The sequence below is a fragment of the Lacibacter sp. genome, from assembly GCF_035299325.1.
In the GTDB taxonomy this organism is placed as follows: Bacteria; Bacteroidota; Bacteroidia; order Chitinophagales; family Chitinophagaceae; genus Lacibacter.
Window position 1 is genome coordinate 178,515 of sequence record NZ_DATGWT010000027.1, and the last position, 17,277, is coordinate 195,791.

Annotated in this window: 16 protein-coding genes; 6 read left to right on the top strand and 10 right to left on the bottom strand. The window is 41.2% G+C overall.

Going from position 1 to position 17,277, the window contains the following annotated elements; genetic code table 11:
- Positions 1-113: 113 nt before the first annotated feature.
- The 6 genes from VK159_RS16840 to lptB are packed head-to-tail and all read right to left on the bottom strand — an operon-like array spanning position 114 to position 5,439.
- Positions 114-503, bottom strand: coding sequence for a hypothetical protein (locus VK159_RS16840; RefSeq protein WP_324231331.1), 390 nt, complete (start codon positions 501-503; stop codon positions 114-116).
- 21 nt (positions 504-524) lie between these two features.
- Positions 525-1,280 carry a 3-oxoacyl-[acyl-carrier-protein] reductase gene (gene fabG, locus VK159_RS16845; protein WP_324231332.1) on the bottom strand — a complete coding sequence of 252 codons (756 nt, stop codon included), beginning with the start codon at positions 1,278-1,280 and terminating at the stop codon, positions 525-527.
- A gap of 1 nt (position 1,281) precedes the next feature.
- Entirely contained in the window at positions 1,282-2,130 is an 849-nt protein-coding gene (locus VK159_RS16850; protein ID WP_324231333.1) for a DUF3667 domain-containing protein, read from the bottom strand.
- A 22-nt stretch (positions 2,131-2,152) separates the two neighbouring features.
- Positions 2,153-3,103, bottom strand: a complete 951-nt coding sequence (locus VK159_RS16855; protein ID WP_324231334.1) for a phytanoyl-CoA dioxygenase family protein — start codon at positions 3,101-3,103, stop codon at positions 2,153-2,155.
- Positions 3,104-3,105: 2 nt separating this feature from the next.
- Positions 3,106-4,614: a GH3 auxin-responsive promoter family protein gene (locus tag VK159_RS16860; protein ID WP_324231335.1), complete on the bottom strand. Its 1,509-nt coding sequence runs from the start codon at positions 4,612-4,614 to the stop codon at positions 3,106-3,108.
- A gap of 48 nt (positions 4,615-4,662) precedes the next feature.
- Complete coding sequence (gene lptB / locus VK159_RS16865) at positions 4,663-5,439, bottom strand: LPS export ABC transporter ATP-binding protein (RefSeq protein ID WP_324231336.1); 777 nt, start codon at positions 5,437-5,439, stop codon at positions 4,663-4,665.
- 249 nt (positions 5,440-5,688) lie between these two features.
- Between lptB and VK159_RS16870 the strand changes: the two genes are divergently transcribed.
- The gene (locus tag VK159_RS16870) at positions 5,689-6,642 is read left to right on the top strand and encodes a methylenetetrahydrofolate reductase (RefSeq protein ID WP_324231337.1); all 954 of its coding nucleotides are present in this window, start codon (positions 5,689-5,691) and stop codon (positions 6,640-6,642) included.
- A gap of 62 nt (positions 6,643-6,704) precedes the next feature.
- On the opposite strand, the gene VK159_RS16875 is transcribed toward VK159_RS16870, so the two are convergent.
- From VK159_RS16875 to VK159_RS16890, 4 genes are all read right to left on the bottom strand, one after another.
- Positions 6,705-8,621, bottom strand: a complete 1,917-nt coding sequence (locus tag VK159_RS16875) for a peptidylprolyl isomerase (protein WP_324231338.1) — start codon at positions 8,619-8,621, stop codon at positions 6,705-6,707.
- Between the two features lie 9 nt (positions 8,622-8,630).
- The gene (locus VK159_RS16880; RefSeq protein ID WP_324231339.1) at positions 8,631-10,094 is read right to left on the bottom strand and encodes a redoxin domain-containing protein; all 1,464 of its coding nucleotides are present in this window, start codon (positions 10,092-10,094) and stop codon (positions 8,631-8,633) included.
- 60 nt (positions 10,095-10,154) lie between these two features.
- Positions 10,155-10,571, bottom strand: coding sequence for a PIN domain-containing protein (locus VK159_RS16885; RefSeq protein WP_324231340.1), 417 nt, complete (start codon positions 10,569-10,571; stop codon positions 10,155-10,157).
- 114 nt (positions 10,572-10,685) lie between these two features.
- Entirely contained in the window at positions 10,686-10,943 is a 258-nt protein-coding gene (locus tag VK159_RS16890) for a DUF6364 family protein (protein ID WP_324231341.1), read from the bottom strand.
- 83 nt (positions 10,944-11,026) lie between these two features.
- Here VK159_RS16890 and rlmD point away from each other — a divergent pair, with 83 nt between their 5' ends.
- From rlmD to cysS, 5 genes are all read left to right on the top strand, one after another.
- Complete coding sequence (gene rlmD, locus VK159_RS16895; protein ID WP_324231342.1) at positions 11,027-12,493, top strand: 23S rRNA (uracil(1939)-C(5))-methyltransferase RlmD; 1,467 nt, start codon at positions 11,027-11,029, stop codon at positions 12,491-12,493.
- 90 nt (positions 12,494-12,583) lie between these two features.
- Entirely contained in the window at positions 12,584-13,423 is an 840-nt protein-coding gene (locus tag VK159_RS16900; protein WP_324231343.1) for a rhomboid family intramembrane serine protease, read from the top strand.
- Positions 13,424-13,437: 14 nt separating this feature from the next.
- On the top strand, positions 13,438-14,364 hold the full coding sequence (locus VK159_RS16905; protein WP_324231344.1) for a rhomboid family intramembrane serine protease: 927 nt from the start codon (positions 13,438-13,440) through the stop codon (positions 14,362-14,364).
- 8 nt (positions 14,365-14,372) lie between these two features.
- Entirely contained in the window at positions 14,373-15,518 is a 1,146-nt protein-coding gene (locus tag VK159_RS16910) for an endonuclease/exonuclease/phosphatase family protein (protein ID WP_324231345.1), read from the top strand.
- 250 nt (positions 15,519-15,768) lie between these two features.
- Positions 15,769-17,262, top strand: a complete 1,494-nt coding sequence (cysS, locus tag VK159_RS16915; RefSeq protein WP_324231346.1) for a cysteine--tRNA ligase — start codon at positions 15,769-15,771, stop codon at positions 17,260-17,262.
- Positions 17,263-17,277: the final 15 nt, after the last annotated feature.

Sequence of the window (17,277 nt, forward strand, 5' to 3'; positions counted from 1 at the left end):
CAAATATTCGATACTGTTATAGAATGGTTCCTGTAATAAATACTGTAAATAGAAAAGATATAGCTGGCTGTTGCTTAAGGATGAGATAGCAAACAGTTGCATAAGCTGTTGTTTTATGAGGCGTTTGGCGGCTGAGTCTGTACGTCGTCTGAAAAACGGGAGTATATTTTTTCTGCACGGTGAATTAATTCAACAATGCGGAGCTCAGTTAAATGCATCAGCCCTTCATGAGTTGAACTTACAAAATGCTTATGGATTTCTTCGGTTAACGAAGGTGTAGACGGCACATCGTTGTGAGGCAATTCCTCCGTCATTTGCTGACTTTGGTACATAGCTTTACTAATCTGTGCTAAAGGCAACAGCTGAATGCTTAAAACAACTGTTAGTAATATGCTGATTAGTTTCTTCCTCATACCGGGATGCAAAAATATAGCTCTCTTTTGTACATTAACATAAAAAAATGATAAAGGTTTTTTACTCTTTACCATTTTTTTATTAAACATTGAGCTTGTTGAACCATATTCTCAGATATTAAGGCCTCCGCAAACACTTATTGTTTGACCTGTAATATAGGCACCCATATCGCTGGCGAGGAACAGACAGGCATTTGCGATATCGTCGGCTGTTCCAAAACGTCCTAACGGAATACCAGCTTTATATTTATCAGCCGCTTCACCATCTTTTAAGTAAGAGGTCATGTCAGTTTCAACAAAACCCGGAGCAATAGCATTGCAACGGATATTACGGCTGCCCAATTCTTTTGCAACACTTTTTGTAAAACCGATTACGCCTGCTTTACTTGCAGCATAACTGCTTTGACCTGCGTTACCAATCTCGCCAATGATGCTGCTCATGTTAATGATAGAGCCGCTTCTTGCTTTCATCATTGGTTTAATGATCTGCTTGGTCATGTAAAACACAGAGTTGAGGTTTACCTTGATCACATCATCCCATTGCTCAACACTCATGCGCAGGAGCAGATTATCTTTTGAAATACCTGCATTGTTTACACAAACATCAACAGTACCAAATTCTTTCAGCACATCTGCCACAAATGCTTCGCAGGCCGCAAAATCGCCGGCATTACTTTGGTAAGCCTTAGCTTTTACACCCATGCCCAACAGTTTTGCTTCCAGTGCTGTAGCTTTTTCTTTACTGCTGTCGCTCACAAAAGTGAATGCAACGTTTGCTCCATGCTCGGCAAACTTAATGGCAATGGCTTCGCCAATGCCACGTGCAGCGCCGGTAACTATGGCAACTTTTCCTTCAAGTAGTTTCATGCTAATGTATTTGATTGATAGTGGTCACAAATAAAAGAAATTTGTACAAGCTGTACACAATAAAAGTATGAACAAAATAAAATAGTGGGATGATAACAATGCATACCCAAATCTTAAAGTGATAGAATTTCCTGGCGCCAATTGCCACATAGATACATAACGGAACATAAATCAGGATGCCGAGTGTGTTATCATGAAACGGGACCATCTCATGAAAAAGCGCATTCGAAATAATATTGAAAACCGTTGTAATCAACGGCAAACACAAAAATCCCCACAACAGGAAGAATGAATTGACCTCAGCCGAAAATACCATGTTATCAAAATAAAACCGCCGTTTCATAAAGCCGATGGCATAGAAAAAGAGGGCGGTAAAAGGAACCAGGATAACTAGTAGGAACTTGGAGATCTTTTCGCCTTTCACATGAAATTTATCTGTAAGCTCATCCATTGTCATGCCGGTACTGGTTAATACCGTTTGAATTTTCTTTGTTGCATAAGCTCCATAATAATTCTGCGTTTTATAAAATTCAAGCTTCATATTCAGTCCTTCAAAAACAGGGAACAACAGGTACAGGAAAATCAACAATAGAAAAAAGGACAGGGGTTTAAAATATTTTTTGCGCACCCCGTTGCAATAGTCTGTTGTAATAAGACCGGGACTCCTGAACATTGTCTTAAATGTAGTAAACAGCGTCCCTTCAAAATGCGTAATAAAATGCAGCGCTTCTGAAAAAAAATGAATGATCGATTTGTCTTCAAGTGAATAAACCTTCTCTCCACATTGGTTACAATATTTACCCGTGAATTGGTTGCTGCAATTTTTGCAGGTAGTTATTGGCTGATCCATCCTTAAATATAGTGCGGGAAACCTACTCTTCTTCCATCAAAGATGGACGTTCTGTTATTTCATGGTATTTGATCACATCTTTAGCGTAATAATGCACCACCATACTCTTTCTTGTAAGGGAAGGATTTACAACGGGCATACCGCCATGAATAAGATTCGCATGCCAGATGAGTACATCGCCTTTATTGGGAAGAAAGACTTCTTTGGGAAAATGATTCTGCGATAAGATCTCATCCGTCATATCCTCATAATCGCTGTATTGTTTGTTGCCGAGCTTTAATCGTGTGCTGTAATTTTGAAAATCATCATTCAGCAAGTAGGGAAGTTTATGACTGCCGGGATAGTAAAACAATGGTCCGCTGTCAGGATGAATATCTTCCAAAGCGATCCATGCTGCAATTAAATAACCCAGCGGATAAGTGGTCATGTGAATACTATCGCTGTGAGCACGCTGGCCACTGCCTTTTACAAAGTTGAGTGTCTGGAATGGCACAACCTCTTTATCCAATACAAACGAAAGTAATTTCTGTAGCCCTTCATCCTGCATCATGTGTTTAATAACAGGTGAATGCTTATAGCCATGCATCACTTTGTTATCATGGGTGATCGGTAAATGTTTTTGGTTTATGAGTTCATCAACAGCCTTGTTCACTTCATCTACCTGTTCACTGCTGAAATATTGTTTGATGTGCAGGAAACCTTTGCTGCTCCAGCCGATCAGCTGTTGTTGAATTTCGGGAGTAAAGTATTGAAAGCTTTTTTTGGTTGATACAACAGTTGCCGATTCATTCACATCTAACCAGGCTCGTGATGTTTTTTCAGGGAAATCTTTGCTGCTGATGGAATCGAACAAGGGCTTGTGTATATCGTACTTCTTATACGCATCCTTGTTGTGCTGCAGTTGTTTTACATGAAACAGGTTATAGATCCAATGAAGCGGTTTGTAATCTTTCAGTTTATCCTTCAGCTTCATGCTCATTTATTAAATCGGATGATTTCTTCCACGTATGTTCGGTCGTTGCTGAGCCTTGGCACTTTGTGTTGACCACCCATTTTTCCTTTGCTTTGCAGCCAACGATGGAAGGTCCCTTTTGGAACAGGTTGTACAAATGGTAAACGTAGTGCAATATTTTTATGTCGTTTGGCTTCGTAATCGCTGTTGAGATTTTTTAACGCTGTATCGAGTTCGTAAACAAAATCATTTAAGCCAACCGGATTTTTTTCAAACTCGATCAGCCATTCATGTGCACCGTTATTACCCTGGCTGAAGTAAATCGGCGCAGCCGTATATTCATTTACAATTGCACCTGTTTGTTCGCAGGCAATAGCAATGGCTTTATCAGTATTATCAACCATCAACTCTTCACCAAATGCATTGATGAAGTGTTTAATGCGTCCGCTTACTTTAATACGGAACGGTTGTAACGATGTAAACTGAATGGTATCTCCAACGATATACCGCCACAAACCACCATTGGTACTAATGATCAACGCATAGTTTTTACCCAACTCCACTTTACTTAATCCAATTGTGTTAGGGAACTGCTTACCATATTCTTCTAATGGCATGAACTCATAAAAAATTCCATGATCAGCAAACAGCAACATACCCTCTTCACCCGGTTGATCCTGCGCTGCAAAGAAACCTTCGCTGGCATTATACATTTCAAGGTAGTTGATCGGTTTGCCAATGATCTTTTCAAACTGCTCACGGTAAGGAACGAAGGAGACGCCGCCATGCATAAACAATTCTAATTCCGGCCACACTTCAGCAATGGTTTGTTTGCCCGTTAATTCTAAAATTCTGCGGAACAACACAAGGTTCCAGGTGGGCACGCCGGAAATGGAAGTAACGTTTTCTTTAACTGTTGTTTCAGCAAGCTTTTCAATTTTGCTTTCCCATTCATCCATCAGCAAAACACTCAGTTCAGGTGTGCGTATCCAGTTGGTCCAGAAAGGAGCATTCTGCATCAGCACCGCACTAAGGTCACCAAACTGTATTTCTTCATTGAATGGATAAATATTATGACTTCCGCCAATCACCAAACCTTTACCTGTTAAGAGATCAGAAGCGGGAAAGTTATTGTAGTAAAGTGTGAGTACATCTTTGCTGGCCTTGAAATGGCCATCTTTCATACTCTCATCACTAACAGGAATGAATTTGCTTTTATCGCTGGTGGTACCACTACTCTTGGCAAACCAGGTAACAGGTGTTGGCCACAATACATTTTCTTCGCCCTGCATCATTCGTTCGATGTAGGGTTTTATATCATCATATTCGTGAACGGGAACTGTATTTTTGAATTCACGCAGGTTAAACAGCTTTGCAAATTTATACTGGTGACCAAACTGTGTGTATTGAGCGGTAGTAACCAGATCCTGCAATACTTCACGCTGCGCTGCCACCGGATTATTCATCCAGCTTTCTATCCTCCACATACGGAGGCGTGCAAGTCTTGATATTGCAGGGCTAAGCAGTCTCATGTTTCGGCAAGATAAAAAAAGTTAATCGACTTACGCTAACTGAAATGGTTATTCGCTTTGCTGACTATTGGCAGCCTCTTCATGCAAATAATCCTTCCGCTTCAGTTCAAAATTGCGGCCCAGGTATAATCGGCGTACCTGTTCATCATCGGCCAACTCTTCAGCAGTTCCATGTTTAAAAATCTTTCCTTCGATCAAGAGGTAGGCACGGTCGCAGATCGATAGAGTTTCGGTTACGTTATGATCGGTAATCAGGATACCGATATTGCGGTATTTCAGTTTGGCAACAATCGCCTGAATGTCTTCCACGGCAATCGGGTCAACTCCTGCAAAAGGCTCATCCAGCAGAATAAACTTAGGATCAACTGCCAAGGCACGGGCAATTTCAGTTCGGCGTCGTTCACCACCACTCAAGGAATCGCCTTTATTCTTACGCACGTGGTGCAGGCGAAACTCGCTCAACAGATCTTCCAGTTTTTCCCGTTGTTCGTCTTTGCTCAGCTTCGTCATTTCCAAAACAGCTGCAATATTCTCTTCCACCGACAGTTTGCGAAACACACTGGCTTCCTGCGGCAGGTAGCCAATGCCCAATTGCGCCCGTTTGTACATGGCCATATTGGTAATATTCTCATCATTGAGAAACACTTCTCCTTCATCTGGTTTCACAAAACCCACCACCATGTAAAACGTTGTGGTTTTACCGGCGCCATTGGGTCCCAGCAAACCAACAATTTCGCCTTGCTTCACTTCAATGCTCACTTTATTGGCCACCGTGCGGGTGCGGTAACGCTTTACAAGCTCAGATGTATGGATGGTTAAACTCAAAACAAAAAATTGTAGTTGCGAAAATACCGCATTCCTCTTTATGAACACTTGTTCATTCCCTTTTAAAATGTGAAAGTGGCAGCCAAACATTGTTTGATTAAGAACCGCTCCTGTTATATGTTTGCATGAAATTTTTTTGATACCGGCTTTTGTTCCCTGTAGCATCATCGTTGCGTCGCAATCCCTTCATCGTTCATTCATGAATTGAACAGGAAACAGCAGCAAGCCAAAGCAAATAACAATCGATAAATGAAAGTAACCGAGCATATAGCACAGGCAAAAGATACCCTTGTTTCTTTTGAGATACTTCCGCCACTGAAAGGAAAAACCATCAATTCAATTTTTGATCATCTTGATCCCTTAATGGAGTTTAAACCATCATGGATCAATGTTACCTACCACCGTGCAGAGCAGGTATTTAAAAAGAAACCCGACGGTACCTTCGAAAAAGTGGAAGTGCGTAAGCGTCCCGGCACTGTTGGTATTTGCGCAGCTTTGCAAAACCACTACAATATCGATGCTGTTCCCCATCTCATTTGCGGCGGTTTCTCTAAACGTGAAACTGAAGATGCGCTCATCGATCTGAATTTTATTGGCGTACAGAATGTGTTGGTGCTTCGTGGTGATGCAGCTAAGAACGAAACCTATTTTGAACCGCATCCTGAGGGCAACCGTTTAGCAATTGATCTTTTAAGACAAACCATCAATCTCAATCATGGTATTTACCTCGAAGAAGATATCCGTGATGGTTTCCGTACCGATTTCTGTGCAGGTGTGGCAGGTTATCCTGAAAAACATTTCGAAACCCCTAACCAGGAAATAGAAATGCAACGCCTGAAAGATAAAGTAGATGCAGGTGCCGAATATATAATGACGCAGATGTTTTTTGACAACAGCAAATTCTTTGCGTTTGTAAAACAATGCCGTGAAATTGGAATTGAAGTACCAATCATTCCGGGCCTGAAACCATTAACAAGCAAAAAGCAACTTTCTGTTATACCACGAACTTTCCATGTTGACATACCAACAGAACTCAGCAACGAAATGATGCGTGCTAAAACAGATGAAGATTGCAAGAAAGTAGGAACGGAATGGCTCATTCAACAATCAAAGGAATTGAAAGAGTTTGGAGTACCGGTGTTGCACTATTACACACTCGGCAGCCCGAAAGTGATTTATAATGTGGTGAAGAATGTGATGTAAAAATTAAGCTTAATAAAAAGAGGCGGTTGATTTCAACCGCCTCTTTTTATTATAGAACTTAATTACTTCACCATACTTTTCACTACCGCTTCATTTACCTTTACCGGGTATTTCTTTTTGAGTTGACTGATCCATTTCTCTTCCATCTCCAGCTGATAATCGTTGATCACCAAACCTTTTGCTTCGTCATAACTGCGTTGGTCTTTGCTGTTATATACTTTCAGGATATAACAAAAGGAAGAGGACCCATCATTTGGATTTGTTACAATGGGAGTGAATTGTCCCGCAGTAAAACTTGTTCCTTCGACCACAGGCAATTGATTCAGTTCAAAACGGCTGCTGTCGGCTAATGCTGTTCCACCGAGAAAATCCATGTGGTCTTTCCACTTCATTGGTTCTTTCTTCATCATTTCCAATGCACGGTTGGCAACAGCAGTATCCGCACAATTAAACACAATAGCGTTTACACTTGGCTGCCAGGTATATTTTTGTTTGTTACGATTGTAATATGCAATAAGTCCTGCGCTGTCGGCAGGTGCCACACTCCAGATCTTCCGTTCCATAATTTCAAACAACATGCTTCCTTCACGAAACTCTTTAATCTGGAAACCAACTTCATCATTTGTTGTTTCAAGCCTGTCTTTGTAATACTGTTCAGCAGTAGCAAAAACAAACTGTTTCATCAGTTCTTTGTAGTCAGTTTGTTTCGGTTGGTAGTTAGGCGTTTGCAGGCTCTTCACATACTTTAACCAATCTGCCACCGAAGTAACTCTTGTGCCTAATGTAAACAATGGCTTTTGCTGGTTAGCTTTATAGATGGCTGCATAGTTCTTTGCTTTCAGTAATGTATCGGTAATGATCCATACTTCTTTTTCATTGTACGGAAGTGCCTTGTAATTACTGCTCTTCAGCATCTGTTCTCTTTGTTTGGCAATGGCAACATTAATACGGGCATCAGTATTTACTTTCTCATTAAATTCCTGCACCAGGGCCGGGTCATTTTTATCGGCTACTGCTGGCTTTAATTCCAATCGCTTAATGATGTGAAAGCCTGAAGCTGTTTGTACAGGTGCGCTGATGTCGCCATCTTTTTGCAAGCCAAATGCGGCTTTGCTGAATGCTGCATCATATTTCGTAAAACCAAACTCAGGTAATTCTCCGCCATTCTGAAAGGTTAATTTATCGTCGCTGTAAGTTTGCGCAAGCTTATCAAATGCATCGCCTTTCTTAGCTAAGCCATAAACCATCTCCGCTCTTGTACGTGCTGCTGCAATTTCTTCTTGTGTTGCATTGGCAGGAATAGCAATAAGAATTTGTGCTGCTTTCATTTTGCCAAGTGTTGCACGTTTATTCATCACCTTAAAAATATGGTAACCACTTTTGCCTGCTACCGGTTTTGAATAACCGCCAACTGCTGTGTTATAAATAGCTGTTTCAAGATCGTATGGTAAGGAGAAAGCAGAAACGTAACCGATATAACCATCGGTTGACTTTACATAATCATTGGTTGATAAAGTTTTTGATGTAACTGCAAAGTCAGCACCTGTTTGCAATTGAGCATAGGCTTTATCAATAGCAGCTTTTGCTTTTGCAGTGTCGTTATCATATCCAACAAATACATGTGCTACTTCCAGTTCAGTAGCACTGCGTTCAATAGCCTCATTCACCAGTTCTTTAATGCTGCCCTGGTTGCGCATATATTGTTCAATGATCTGTGCACGAAAGGCCGCAATATCATTCTGGATGTTAGGCAACGTATCGAGCTTGGCATCTTTTGCTGACTGTACTTTCAGTTTAAAACGAACAAAGAGATCAAGATATTCCCGAATGGATTTTTCATCGGTTGCGCCATTGTTATTTTTAGAAAATGCACGCCAGAATTCTTTCTTATCAATTTTGTTTGTGCCGTAGGTAAAAAGGGTTTGAGCCTGGCTGCCGGTAGCTGCAACCATCAAAAGAAAAAATAGAATGTTACGCATAAGCTTTGGTTATGGATGTTTGGACGTTTGGTTGTTTTTTTTATACTGCAGGAGTTCATCAACCTGCTCAGGATTTATTTTTTTAGCAACAATTCGCTTTTGTTCGTCAAGCAAATATATTGTGGGCGTTTGAAAAACATCGTATGCCTGTCGAAAACCCGGTGTTTGGTTGGCCTGTTCTGTTTTACGCATTTGGGTGGTCTGATACAAGTGCACCCAATCACTCAACTTTTGTGTGCGTATGTATTCGGTCCAGCGTTGCTGCATTTCTTTTGCTTTTGCTTCATCATCGCCGGAGCCATCACTCAGCACCCCAACTACTTTCACACCTTGTTTTTTCCAACTGGCCCGGTAAAGACTATCAACTTTTGGCACCTGTTCTTTACAATGACCACATTCAGGGTCCCAAAATATAACAACTGTATAAGGTGATTTGATGGAATACAAGTTCACCTTCCGGTTTAGTGTATCTAACAAGTTCAATTCGGCCGCAGGCTCGCCAACTATATTTCCATAAATATTATAAGCCCTGTTGAAAACAAGATCACGGTCTTTTTTCTCGAGCCAGTCAACCTGGTTGCTGAGATAATATTTTTCAAACAGGTGAAGAAACACTACATCAAGCCCCATATACTTCGGATTCATGTATTCGTTGGTAAAACGATTAATGAAGTAACGGAACATGGTTTTATTGGTACGGCTGTAAAGAATAAACTTATCCAACTCGAGTTTAATACTGTCAGGATCACGAATCACTGCTGTTTCCATATACCTGTTGAGCCGTTGCTCAAACATGGGCGTACGTAACAGGCGTTCATCAGCAAAAGATATGTTTGGCCAGAATTGTTTTTTGTATTGATAAAATGCATTAACGCTGTCTTGTTTTGTTTTTGCACCCGCAGCAGAATAAACCGGTTCTTTCAGCAGACGGAAAAGTAAACTGAGATAAGCATCGGGTTGAGCTGTGATAAAACTATCACGCCATTGCTGTGCTTTTACATTTGCTTCATTCAGTTTTCGTTGAACTGCAGCGCTGTCTTGTTTTGTTTTAGCAACAGCAAGATCATTCATCAGCTGCGGATAATTTCTGTAATACAATGCCGAAGCATCTTTATACTTTTTCAGGTAGTCGTTTTCCTTTGATCCTTTAATGGACATAATAGTGAAGGCAGCACTGTCGATGCTTACGTTGAAATCCTGTTCCTTATCAATAAGAATATCAACAAAGGTTTTCTTTTGCGGATCAACAATGATATACAAACCGCCGGTAAGTTTTTCAGCACCGGTAAAAACAGCTTCACCTTTAGGATCGAGCAAAGCAGAATCGAGTACATATTTCTGACTGCCGAAATAATATCCGAGATAAAGCCGGCTGTTGGGTACAGGTTTGTACTGAACGGCAATACGGTAGCCCTGGCTAAAAAGGGTACCGCAGCATAAAAGGGTTGTCAGAACAAGGGTTGTCTTCTTCATAGCGAATAACGTAAAGTTAATTCAAAAGCTTTCTGCAGCTGTTAACGATTTGCAAAGTGGCTATTTGTGTAATCCCTTCAGAAAAGCTTCGGCTGATAAGACCAAAATGTCAGAAAAATAAAAATCATCAATATCCTCTGTAACAACCACATCGCATTTAAACCGCTTGGCTGAGTAATATTCCAGCCCGTCTTCAAAATCATTTATCTTTTTATTTAAAGCAACCTGCCTTACATCTTCAGGCGTGTGATCTGTCAGTTTTATCTTTTCAGCCAGTAGTATCATTTTTTGTTTTGCTTTACTATGCCCAGCTTTTTTCTCTGCGAAATAGTAACTGATTGCAAGGCATAATGGAGATGTGTAAAGCTGATGTTCACGTTTGTCGGCAAGACTTAAAATTCTCGCAGCAAAAGGGAAAAGGGGATATTCTTTATTGCAAACTGCAATCAGGATATTCGCATCAAGAAAAATTTTCACGTGTTCATTTTTATTTAATTTAGCCACATAGAATATTCATAAAAATTATCAAGCAAACCTCCCCGTCCGGCAGGCGGGTTTATACCAAAAGCGGTGATAATTTTTATGAATATTTCATGATCTTGATTGGTAATATTCTGACTTAATTGCTTTTCTTCCTCTTGGCTTGGTCAGGTATTCTGCTTCGCCTTCCGCAACCTGGTTTACCCAATCTGAAATCGGGAACTCCTCCAGCGTCTTATATTGATTGCTGGTAATTTGACGTAAAAGGTATTCGGTAAGCCGTGACAGACTCATATTGTTTTTTTCAGCAAACTTCTTTGCCTTTTCAATTACAGCGGCATCAAAGCTCAAGGTGATCTTCGTATCCATAACTTTAATTATACGGCAAATATAAAATTTTTATACGTAGAATTTAGCCTTTACGGTAAACCGCTCTTTGTTACCTTTGCGCCGTGAGAAAAAAACAGAAAATAAGGATACTCGAACAGGTAAAAGTGGAAGATTATGCCGCCGAAGGCAAATCAATAGCCCGTGTAGATGGGAAAGTGCTGTTTATTGAAGGCGCCGTGCCCGGCGATGTGGTGAATGTTCAGCTGGGAAAAAGCAAAAAAGACTGGGCCGAGGGGAAAGCCGTCCACTTTCATGAATATTCTCCCGAACGTACCACACCGTTTTGTGAACATTTCGGTTTGTGCGGTGGTTGCAAATGGCAGATGTTGCCTTATGAAAAGCAGCTGGAGTATAAGCAACGGGAAGTGGAGCAAAACCTGAAACGCATTGGCCGCATTGAGTTGCCCGAACTGTTGCCCATTGTTGGCGCAAAGCAAACAAAATACTATCGCAACAAACTTGAATACACGTTCAGCAATAAACGCTATCTCACACGTGAGGAATTATTGAAAAGAGATGAGGTAAGAGCCAAGGAAGCACAAACAAACCCATCATCTGAACAATCCGAACCTGCTCCTCCGCCCGCAGATGTTGCGTTGGGTTTTCACGTTCCCAAAATTTTTGATAAGGTCATCGATATACACACCTGCTACCTGCAGCAGGAACCCAACAATGCCATCCGCAATTTTGTAAGAGAGTTTGCAAAAAAGAACGGCTTTTCGTTTTATGATATTAAAGCACACGAAGGTTGGTTGCGTACCATGATTTTCCGGATGACCACCACCGGCGAAGTAATGGTGAATATCACGTTTGGTTATGACGATGTGCCTAACCGTGAGTTATTGTTCAATGCAATGCTGGCAGAGTTCCCGGAGATCACAACTTTGCTTTATACCATTAATCCTAAATGGAACGATAGTATATATGATCTGCAGCCGGAAACCTTTTTTGGCAGCGGATATGTAAGTGAAAAGCTGGAAGAGTTTGTGTTCAAGATCGGCCCCAAATCTTTTTTTCAAACCAATACCAAGCAAGGCGAAGAATTATACAAAGTAACAAGAGAGTTTGCAAAGCTCACCGGCAACGAAACCTTGTATGATCTGTATTGCGGCACCGGCAGCATCGGTATCTTTTGCAGCAAAGGTGCGAAGAAGATCATTGGTGTGGAAGCAGTGGCCGAAGCCATTGAAGATGCGAAGTTGAATGCACAAGCAAATGGTTTAACCAACACTTCGTTCTATGCAGGCGATGTAATTGATATTTGTAACGATGAGTTTTTTGCAGCACATGGCCGTCCTGATGTGATCATTACTGATCCTCCACGTGTGGGTATGCACGAAAAACTCGTGAAGAAGTTGCTGGAAATTGAAGCGCCACGTATTGTATACGTAAGCTGTAATCCTGCCACACAGGCAAGAGATCTGCAATTGCTGAATGAGAAATATGTGGTTGAACAGTTGCAACCGGTAGATATGTTCCCGCATACGCACCATATTGAAAATGTGGCGGCGTTGGTATTGAGAAAGTAAACAGGGGTTTAACGTTTTAAAGAAAGATGTTTATCTCGGGATTGCCCCACAATCCCGAAATTTGTACTTCATCATTCAAATTAATCTGTAGTGAGTTATCAGCAAATACGCCCCGGTGGTTTTAACGTGTTACCACCGGTAATCAAAAATCTTATTATCATAAACGGGTTAGTACTGCTGGCGCAATATACCAGTGGCGCATGGGGAAGCGAAAAAGCAATCATCGATTTTTTTGCATTGCATAGCGTACAATCTGATTTGTTTAAACCGCACCAACTCATCACCCATCTTTTCATGCATGGTGATTTCTTCCATTTCCTGTTCAACATGTTTGCATTGTGGATGTTTGGTAATATGCTGGAAAATTTATGGGGTTCAAAGCGGTTTCTCACTTTTTACATACTCTGTGGCTTAGGCGCAGCAGCTATTCATCTGGGTTGGCTATTTTATGAAATGCAGCCATTAATGAGTGAGCTTGCTTCGTACAGAACTTCGCCATCCCCAGCAGGCTTTATGAGTTTCTTTGATCAAAATGGACTAACGAGGGTTTTCGACAGGCAACAATTACAGGCATTTGCTGATATGTGGTCGAACGATCTCAGTAACCAGGCATATGTAGATGAAAGTATTGTATATGTTCAGCAAGGTGCTGATGTGATGCTGAACACGCCAACCGTTGGCGCTTCAGGCGCAGTGTTCGGCTGCCTGGCTGCCTTTGGTTATATCTTCCCCAACACACTTATTTATATTTATTTTTTCTTCCCGATAAAAGCAAAATGGTTTGTGATTTTGTATGCTGCTGCCGAACTTTGGATGGGCGTTCGTAACAGTGGAGGAAGTGTAGCACACTTTGCTCACCTGGGCGGTGCACTAATTGGCTTTTTATTGGTATGGTACTGGAACAAAAAGAATCGCCGTACGTTTTATTGATAAATGACTGAAGTATGAGTTACCTGCAGGCAGAAAAGAAGAAAAGAATGATGTTTGGTGAAGATGGAGATGCAGTCATGCGCCTCATCGCCATTAATGTAATCATATTTGTGATCCTCAAATTTATTGAGATCGTATTCCAACTCACACCCAATGTTGAAGTCAACTTGTACAAATCGCAGGTGCTCGATTGGGTGAGCTTACCTGCAAATCTAAATACGTTTATCACCCGGCCTTGGGTATTGCTTTCGCACATGATTGCGCAATACAGTTTGTGGCAATTGCTGGGAAATATGTTGTTCCTGTGGGCATTTGGATTTTTGTTGCAAGACCTGGTGGGCAACAAGCACATTGTTCCACTTTATATTTATGGTGGCCTGGCCGGGGCTGTTTTGTTTATTGCAAGTGCCAACCTGTTACCACGTTTTGCTGCTGAGATCAACAGCTTCAGTTATCTCGGAGCAAGTGCCTGTGTGATGGCCATTGCCATTGCGGCAACATTTACCGCTCCCGATTATCGTGTGTTTCCTATGATCAATGGAGGTATTCCATTATGGGTGATCACCCTGATTTATGTGATCATTGATTTTGCGGGTCTTGCCAGTGCTGCTTTCCCACATCACCTGGCTCATCTCGGTGGTGCTGCCTTAGGTTATGTTTACATCAAACAAATACAGAAAGGAAAAGATCCCGGAGAGTGGATGCACAGACTTTATAACTGGTTTACTCATTTATTTGACCCCAAAGAAAAACCGGCGAAAAAAACATTAAAGAAAGAAGTATTTTACAACACAAAAGGTCAACAACCTTTTTCAAAAAAGCCCAACGTAACACAGCAACGTGTTGATGACATCCTCGATAAAATCAGCCAGCAGGGATATCAATCATTAACACAGGAAGAAAAAGATATTCTGAAAAAAGCGGCTGATAATGAAACATAAAACCTGTTATGGCCGGATTCTTTCGCAGCTTCACAAAAAAATTTTTCATTTTCTGCAATGTTGCGTTGAGTGTTTGTATGCTGCTGTTGTATTTCCTGCCTGCTCTTCCGCCATCTGTTTCGTGGATCGTTAATTTGTTTGCGCTCTTATTCCCTTTCTTTCTTATTCTGCAAATAGGGTTTCTTATTTTCTGGCTGGCAGCAAAACGCAGGCTGGCTTTCATTCCTGTCATTACCTTATTACTTTGTCTTGAGCTGATCGGTTCTTTCTTTGGATTTCATCCCAAATCAAAAACAAAACCGGCAGATGAATCATCATTTCGGGTAGCCACCTGGAACGCACATCTCTTTAATTTTTTTGAGAACAAAGGTCATCTTGATCTTGGTATGTTGCAGGAAGCAAAAAATCTTAAAGCTGATGTGTTGGCTGTTCAGGAGTTTGTTTTTTCACTCGATACTTTGTCACCAATTACACTGGAAAAGGTGAAGAAAAAACTCGGCTATAAATATGTGGCCGCAGCTAACGACAGGGCATTTGGTGTACATACTAACCTCAGACAAAAGAATGAACGCTACCATCCTTTTTGTGTAGCTGTGTTTTCAAATTATCCCATATTACGTTGGGAAAAAGTGCAGGATATAAAGGAATACAATCACACATTTTTATGGGTTGATCTGTTGATTAAGCGTGACACCGTACGACTTTTCAACATTCACCTGCAGAGCATGCACTTTGCAAAAAAGGATTACGAATTTGTAGAGAATATTGATCAGCAAGGGATAGATGTAGATGCAGTGCAAACGGCCGGAAAAAGTATTTTACGTAAAATGAAAACGGCGAATTTGCTTCGCTCTGCCCAGGCAAGAAATGTAAGGGAAGCAATCGACAAGAGCCCATACCCGGTAATTGTTTGTGGCGATATGAATGATGTGCCTAACTCCAATGCTTACCAGATTATCAGCGATAACCTGTACGATGCATTTACTGAAAAAGGCTGGGGTATTGGCCGAACGTTCAAATTCCTGTCGCCCACCTTGCGGATCGATTATGTACTGCATAGCCAATCACTATCAGTGGAACGGGTGCAAGTGTTAAGATCAATGCAAAGTGACCACAGTCCAGTAATTGCCGATTTTAATTTGCAGCAGAAATAATCTGAAATATCCATAAAATGATCCCTGCCCGCCATTTCCATTCAGGCGGGGAGCTAATTTATAACAACAGCGATGATCATTTTTATGGATATACTAGGTGGCCAAAATCAAATAAAAATTAACACATGAAATCCTATCTTTGTTTCAATGAAGAAATTCTTCTATACCTGTTGTTGTAGCTGTTGTTGCTGATTTTTTTGGCAACCAATCCCTCTTGTACAACATTCTTCATTACAACCATTTCATGTTTATGTCGCAGCTAAAAGTTTACAATTCACTTACACGTCAGAAAGAAATATTTGAATCCATTACACCCGGCCATGTCGGTATGTACGTGTGCGGGCCTACCGTTAGTGGCGAAAGTCATCTCGGTCATGCAAGACCTTACATTACGTTTGATGTGTTGTATCGTTACCTGACACATCTTGGTTATAAAGTACGTTACGTTCGTAACATTACCGATGCTGGCCATTTTGAAGAAGAAGGTCGTGAAGCAGAAGATAAAATTTCAACCAAAGCCATATTAGAAAAACTGGAGCCAATGGAACTGGTGCAGAAATACACCAACCTTTTTCATTGGGCCATGGATCAATTCAATACAGTAAAGCCTTCGATAGAGCCAACTGCAACGGGACATATTGTGGAGCAGATCGGTATGATTCAACAGATCATTGCTGCCGGTTATGCGTATGAAGTAAACGGTTCGGTTTATTTTGATGTAAAGAAATATGCTGCCAGTCATGATTACGGAAAGTTGAGCGGACGTGTTATTGATGATCTCCTGGAAACAACACGTGAACTTGACGGACAGGAAGAAAAACGTGACCGTGCTGATTTTGCTCTCTGGAAAAATGCAGCGCCTGAACATATCATGCGTTGGCAAAGTCCCTGGGGTGTTGGTTTTCCCGGCTGGCATATCGAGTGCTCGGCGATGGCAACAAAATATTTAGGTGCACAGTTCGATATACATGGTGGCGGTATGGATCTTCAGTTTCCGCATCACGAAAGTGAAATTGCACAAAGCACTATCTGCAATCATACAGCACCGGTGCGTTACTGGATGCATAATAACATGATCACCATCAACGGTAAGAAGATGGGGAAGAGTTATAACAATGTCATTAAGTTAACAGAACTGTTCAGTGGTAATCATCCTATTTTGGAGAAAGCCTATCACCCGATGACCGTGCGTTTCTTTATCCTGCAAACCCAATACAGAAGCACGCTCGATTTTGGTAACGAAGCACTGCAGGCTGCGGAGAAAGGATTGAAACGTTTACTGGAAGCACATGAATGGTTACAGAAGTATGATGTTGGCAATACGAAGTACGAAGCGAAAGATGCAGCACTTGAAGCAAGCAGCCTAAAGCTCATTGCTGAGTTTGAAGAATTCATGAATGATGACTTGAACACTGCAAAAGCATTGGCGAGCATGTTTGAACTGGTGCCTGTGATCAATGGATTAAAAGACAAACATATTGCAGCAGATGCATTGAGCAGCGAGACAATTGTGTTGATGCAAAAGCAAATGAAACTCTACATCGAAGATATTTTTGGTTTAAAAACGATCAGTGCTGAAGACAGCGGCCGCTTTGATTCGGTGATGCAGATATTAATTGAGTTGCGGAAAGATGCAAAATCGAAAAAGGATTTTGTTACGAGTGATAAGATCCGCAATCAACTGGCTGAACTTGGTATTCAGTTGAAAGATGAGAAGGACGGAGGAATGAGTTATTCAATCTGATATTGTAAGGTTCAT

Excerpts from the sequence above, each read along its gene's own strand:
- VK159_RS16840 (WP_324231331.1), bottom strand. The coding sequence starts at position 503 with ATGTTTAATAAAAAAATGGTAAAGAGTAAAAAACCTTTATCATTTTTT.
- fabG (WP_324231332.1), bottom strand. The coding sequence starts at position 1,280 with ATGAAACTACTTGAAGGAAAAGTTGCCATAGTTACCGGCGCTGCACGT.
- VK159_RS16850 (WP_324231333.1), bottom strand. The coding sequence starts at position 2,130 with ATGGATCAGCCAATAACTACCTGCAAAAATTGCAGCAACCAATTCACG.
- VK159_RS16855 (WP_324231334.1), bottom strand. The coding sequence starts at position 3,103 with ATGAAGCTGAAGGATAAACTGAAAGATTACAAACCGCTTCATTGGATC.
- VK159_RS16860 (WP_324231335.1), bottom strand. The coding sequence starts at position 4,614 with ATGAGACTGCTTAGCCCTGCAATATCAAGACTTGCACGCCTCCGTATG.
- VK159_RS16870 (WP_324231337.1), top strand. The coding sequence starts at position 5,689 with ATGAAAGTAACCGAGCATATAGCACAGGCAAAAGATACCCTTGTTTCT.
- VK159_RS16875 (WP_324231338.1), bottom strand. The coding sequence starts at position 8,621 with ATGCGTAACATTCTATTTTTTCTTTTGATGGTTGCAGCTACCGGCAGC.
- VK159_RS16880 (WP_324231339.1), bottom strand. The coding sequence starts at position 10,094 with ATGAAGAAGACAACCCTTGTTCTGACAACCCTTTTATGCTGCGGTACC.
- VK159_RS16890 (WP_324231341.1), bottom strand. The coding sequence starts at position 10,943 with ATGGATACGAAGATCACCTTGAGCTTTGATGCCGCTGTAATTGAAAAG.
- VK159_RS16905 (WP_324231344.1), top strand. The coding sequence starts at position 13,438 with ATGAGTTACCTGCAGGCAGAAAAGAAGAAAAGAATGATGTTTGGTGAA.
- VK159_RS16910 (WP_324231345.1), top strand. The coding sequence starts at position 14,373 with ATGGCCGGATTCTTTCGCAGCTTCACAAAAAAATTTTTCATTTTCTGC.
- cysS (WP_324231346.1), top strand. The coding sequence starts at position 15,769 with ATGTCGCAGCTAAAAGTTTACAATTCACTTACACGTCAGAAAGAAATA.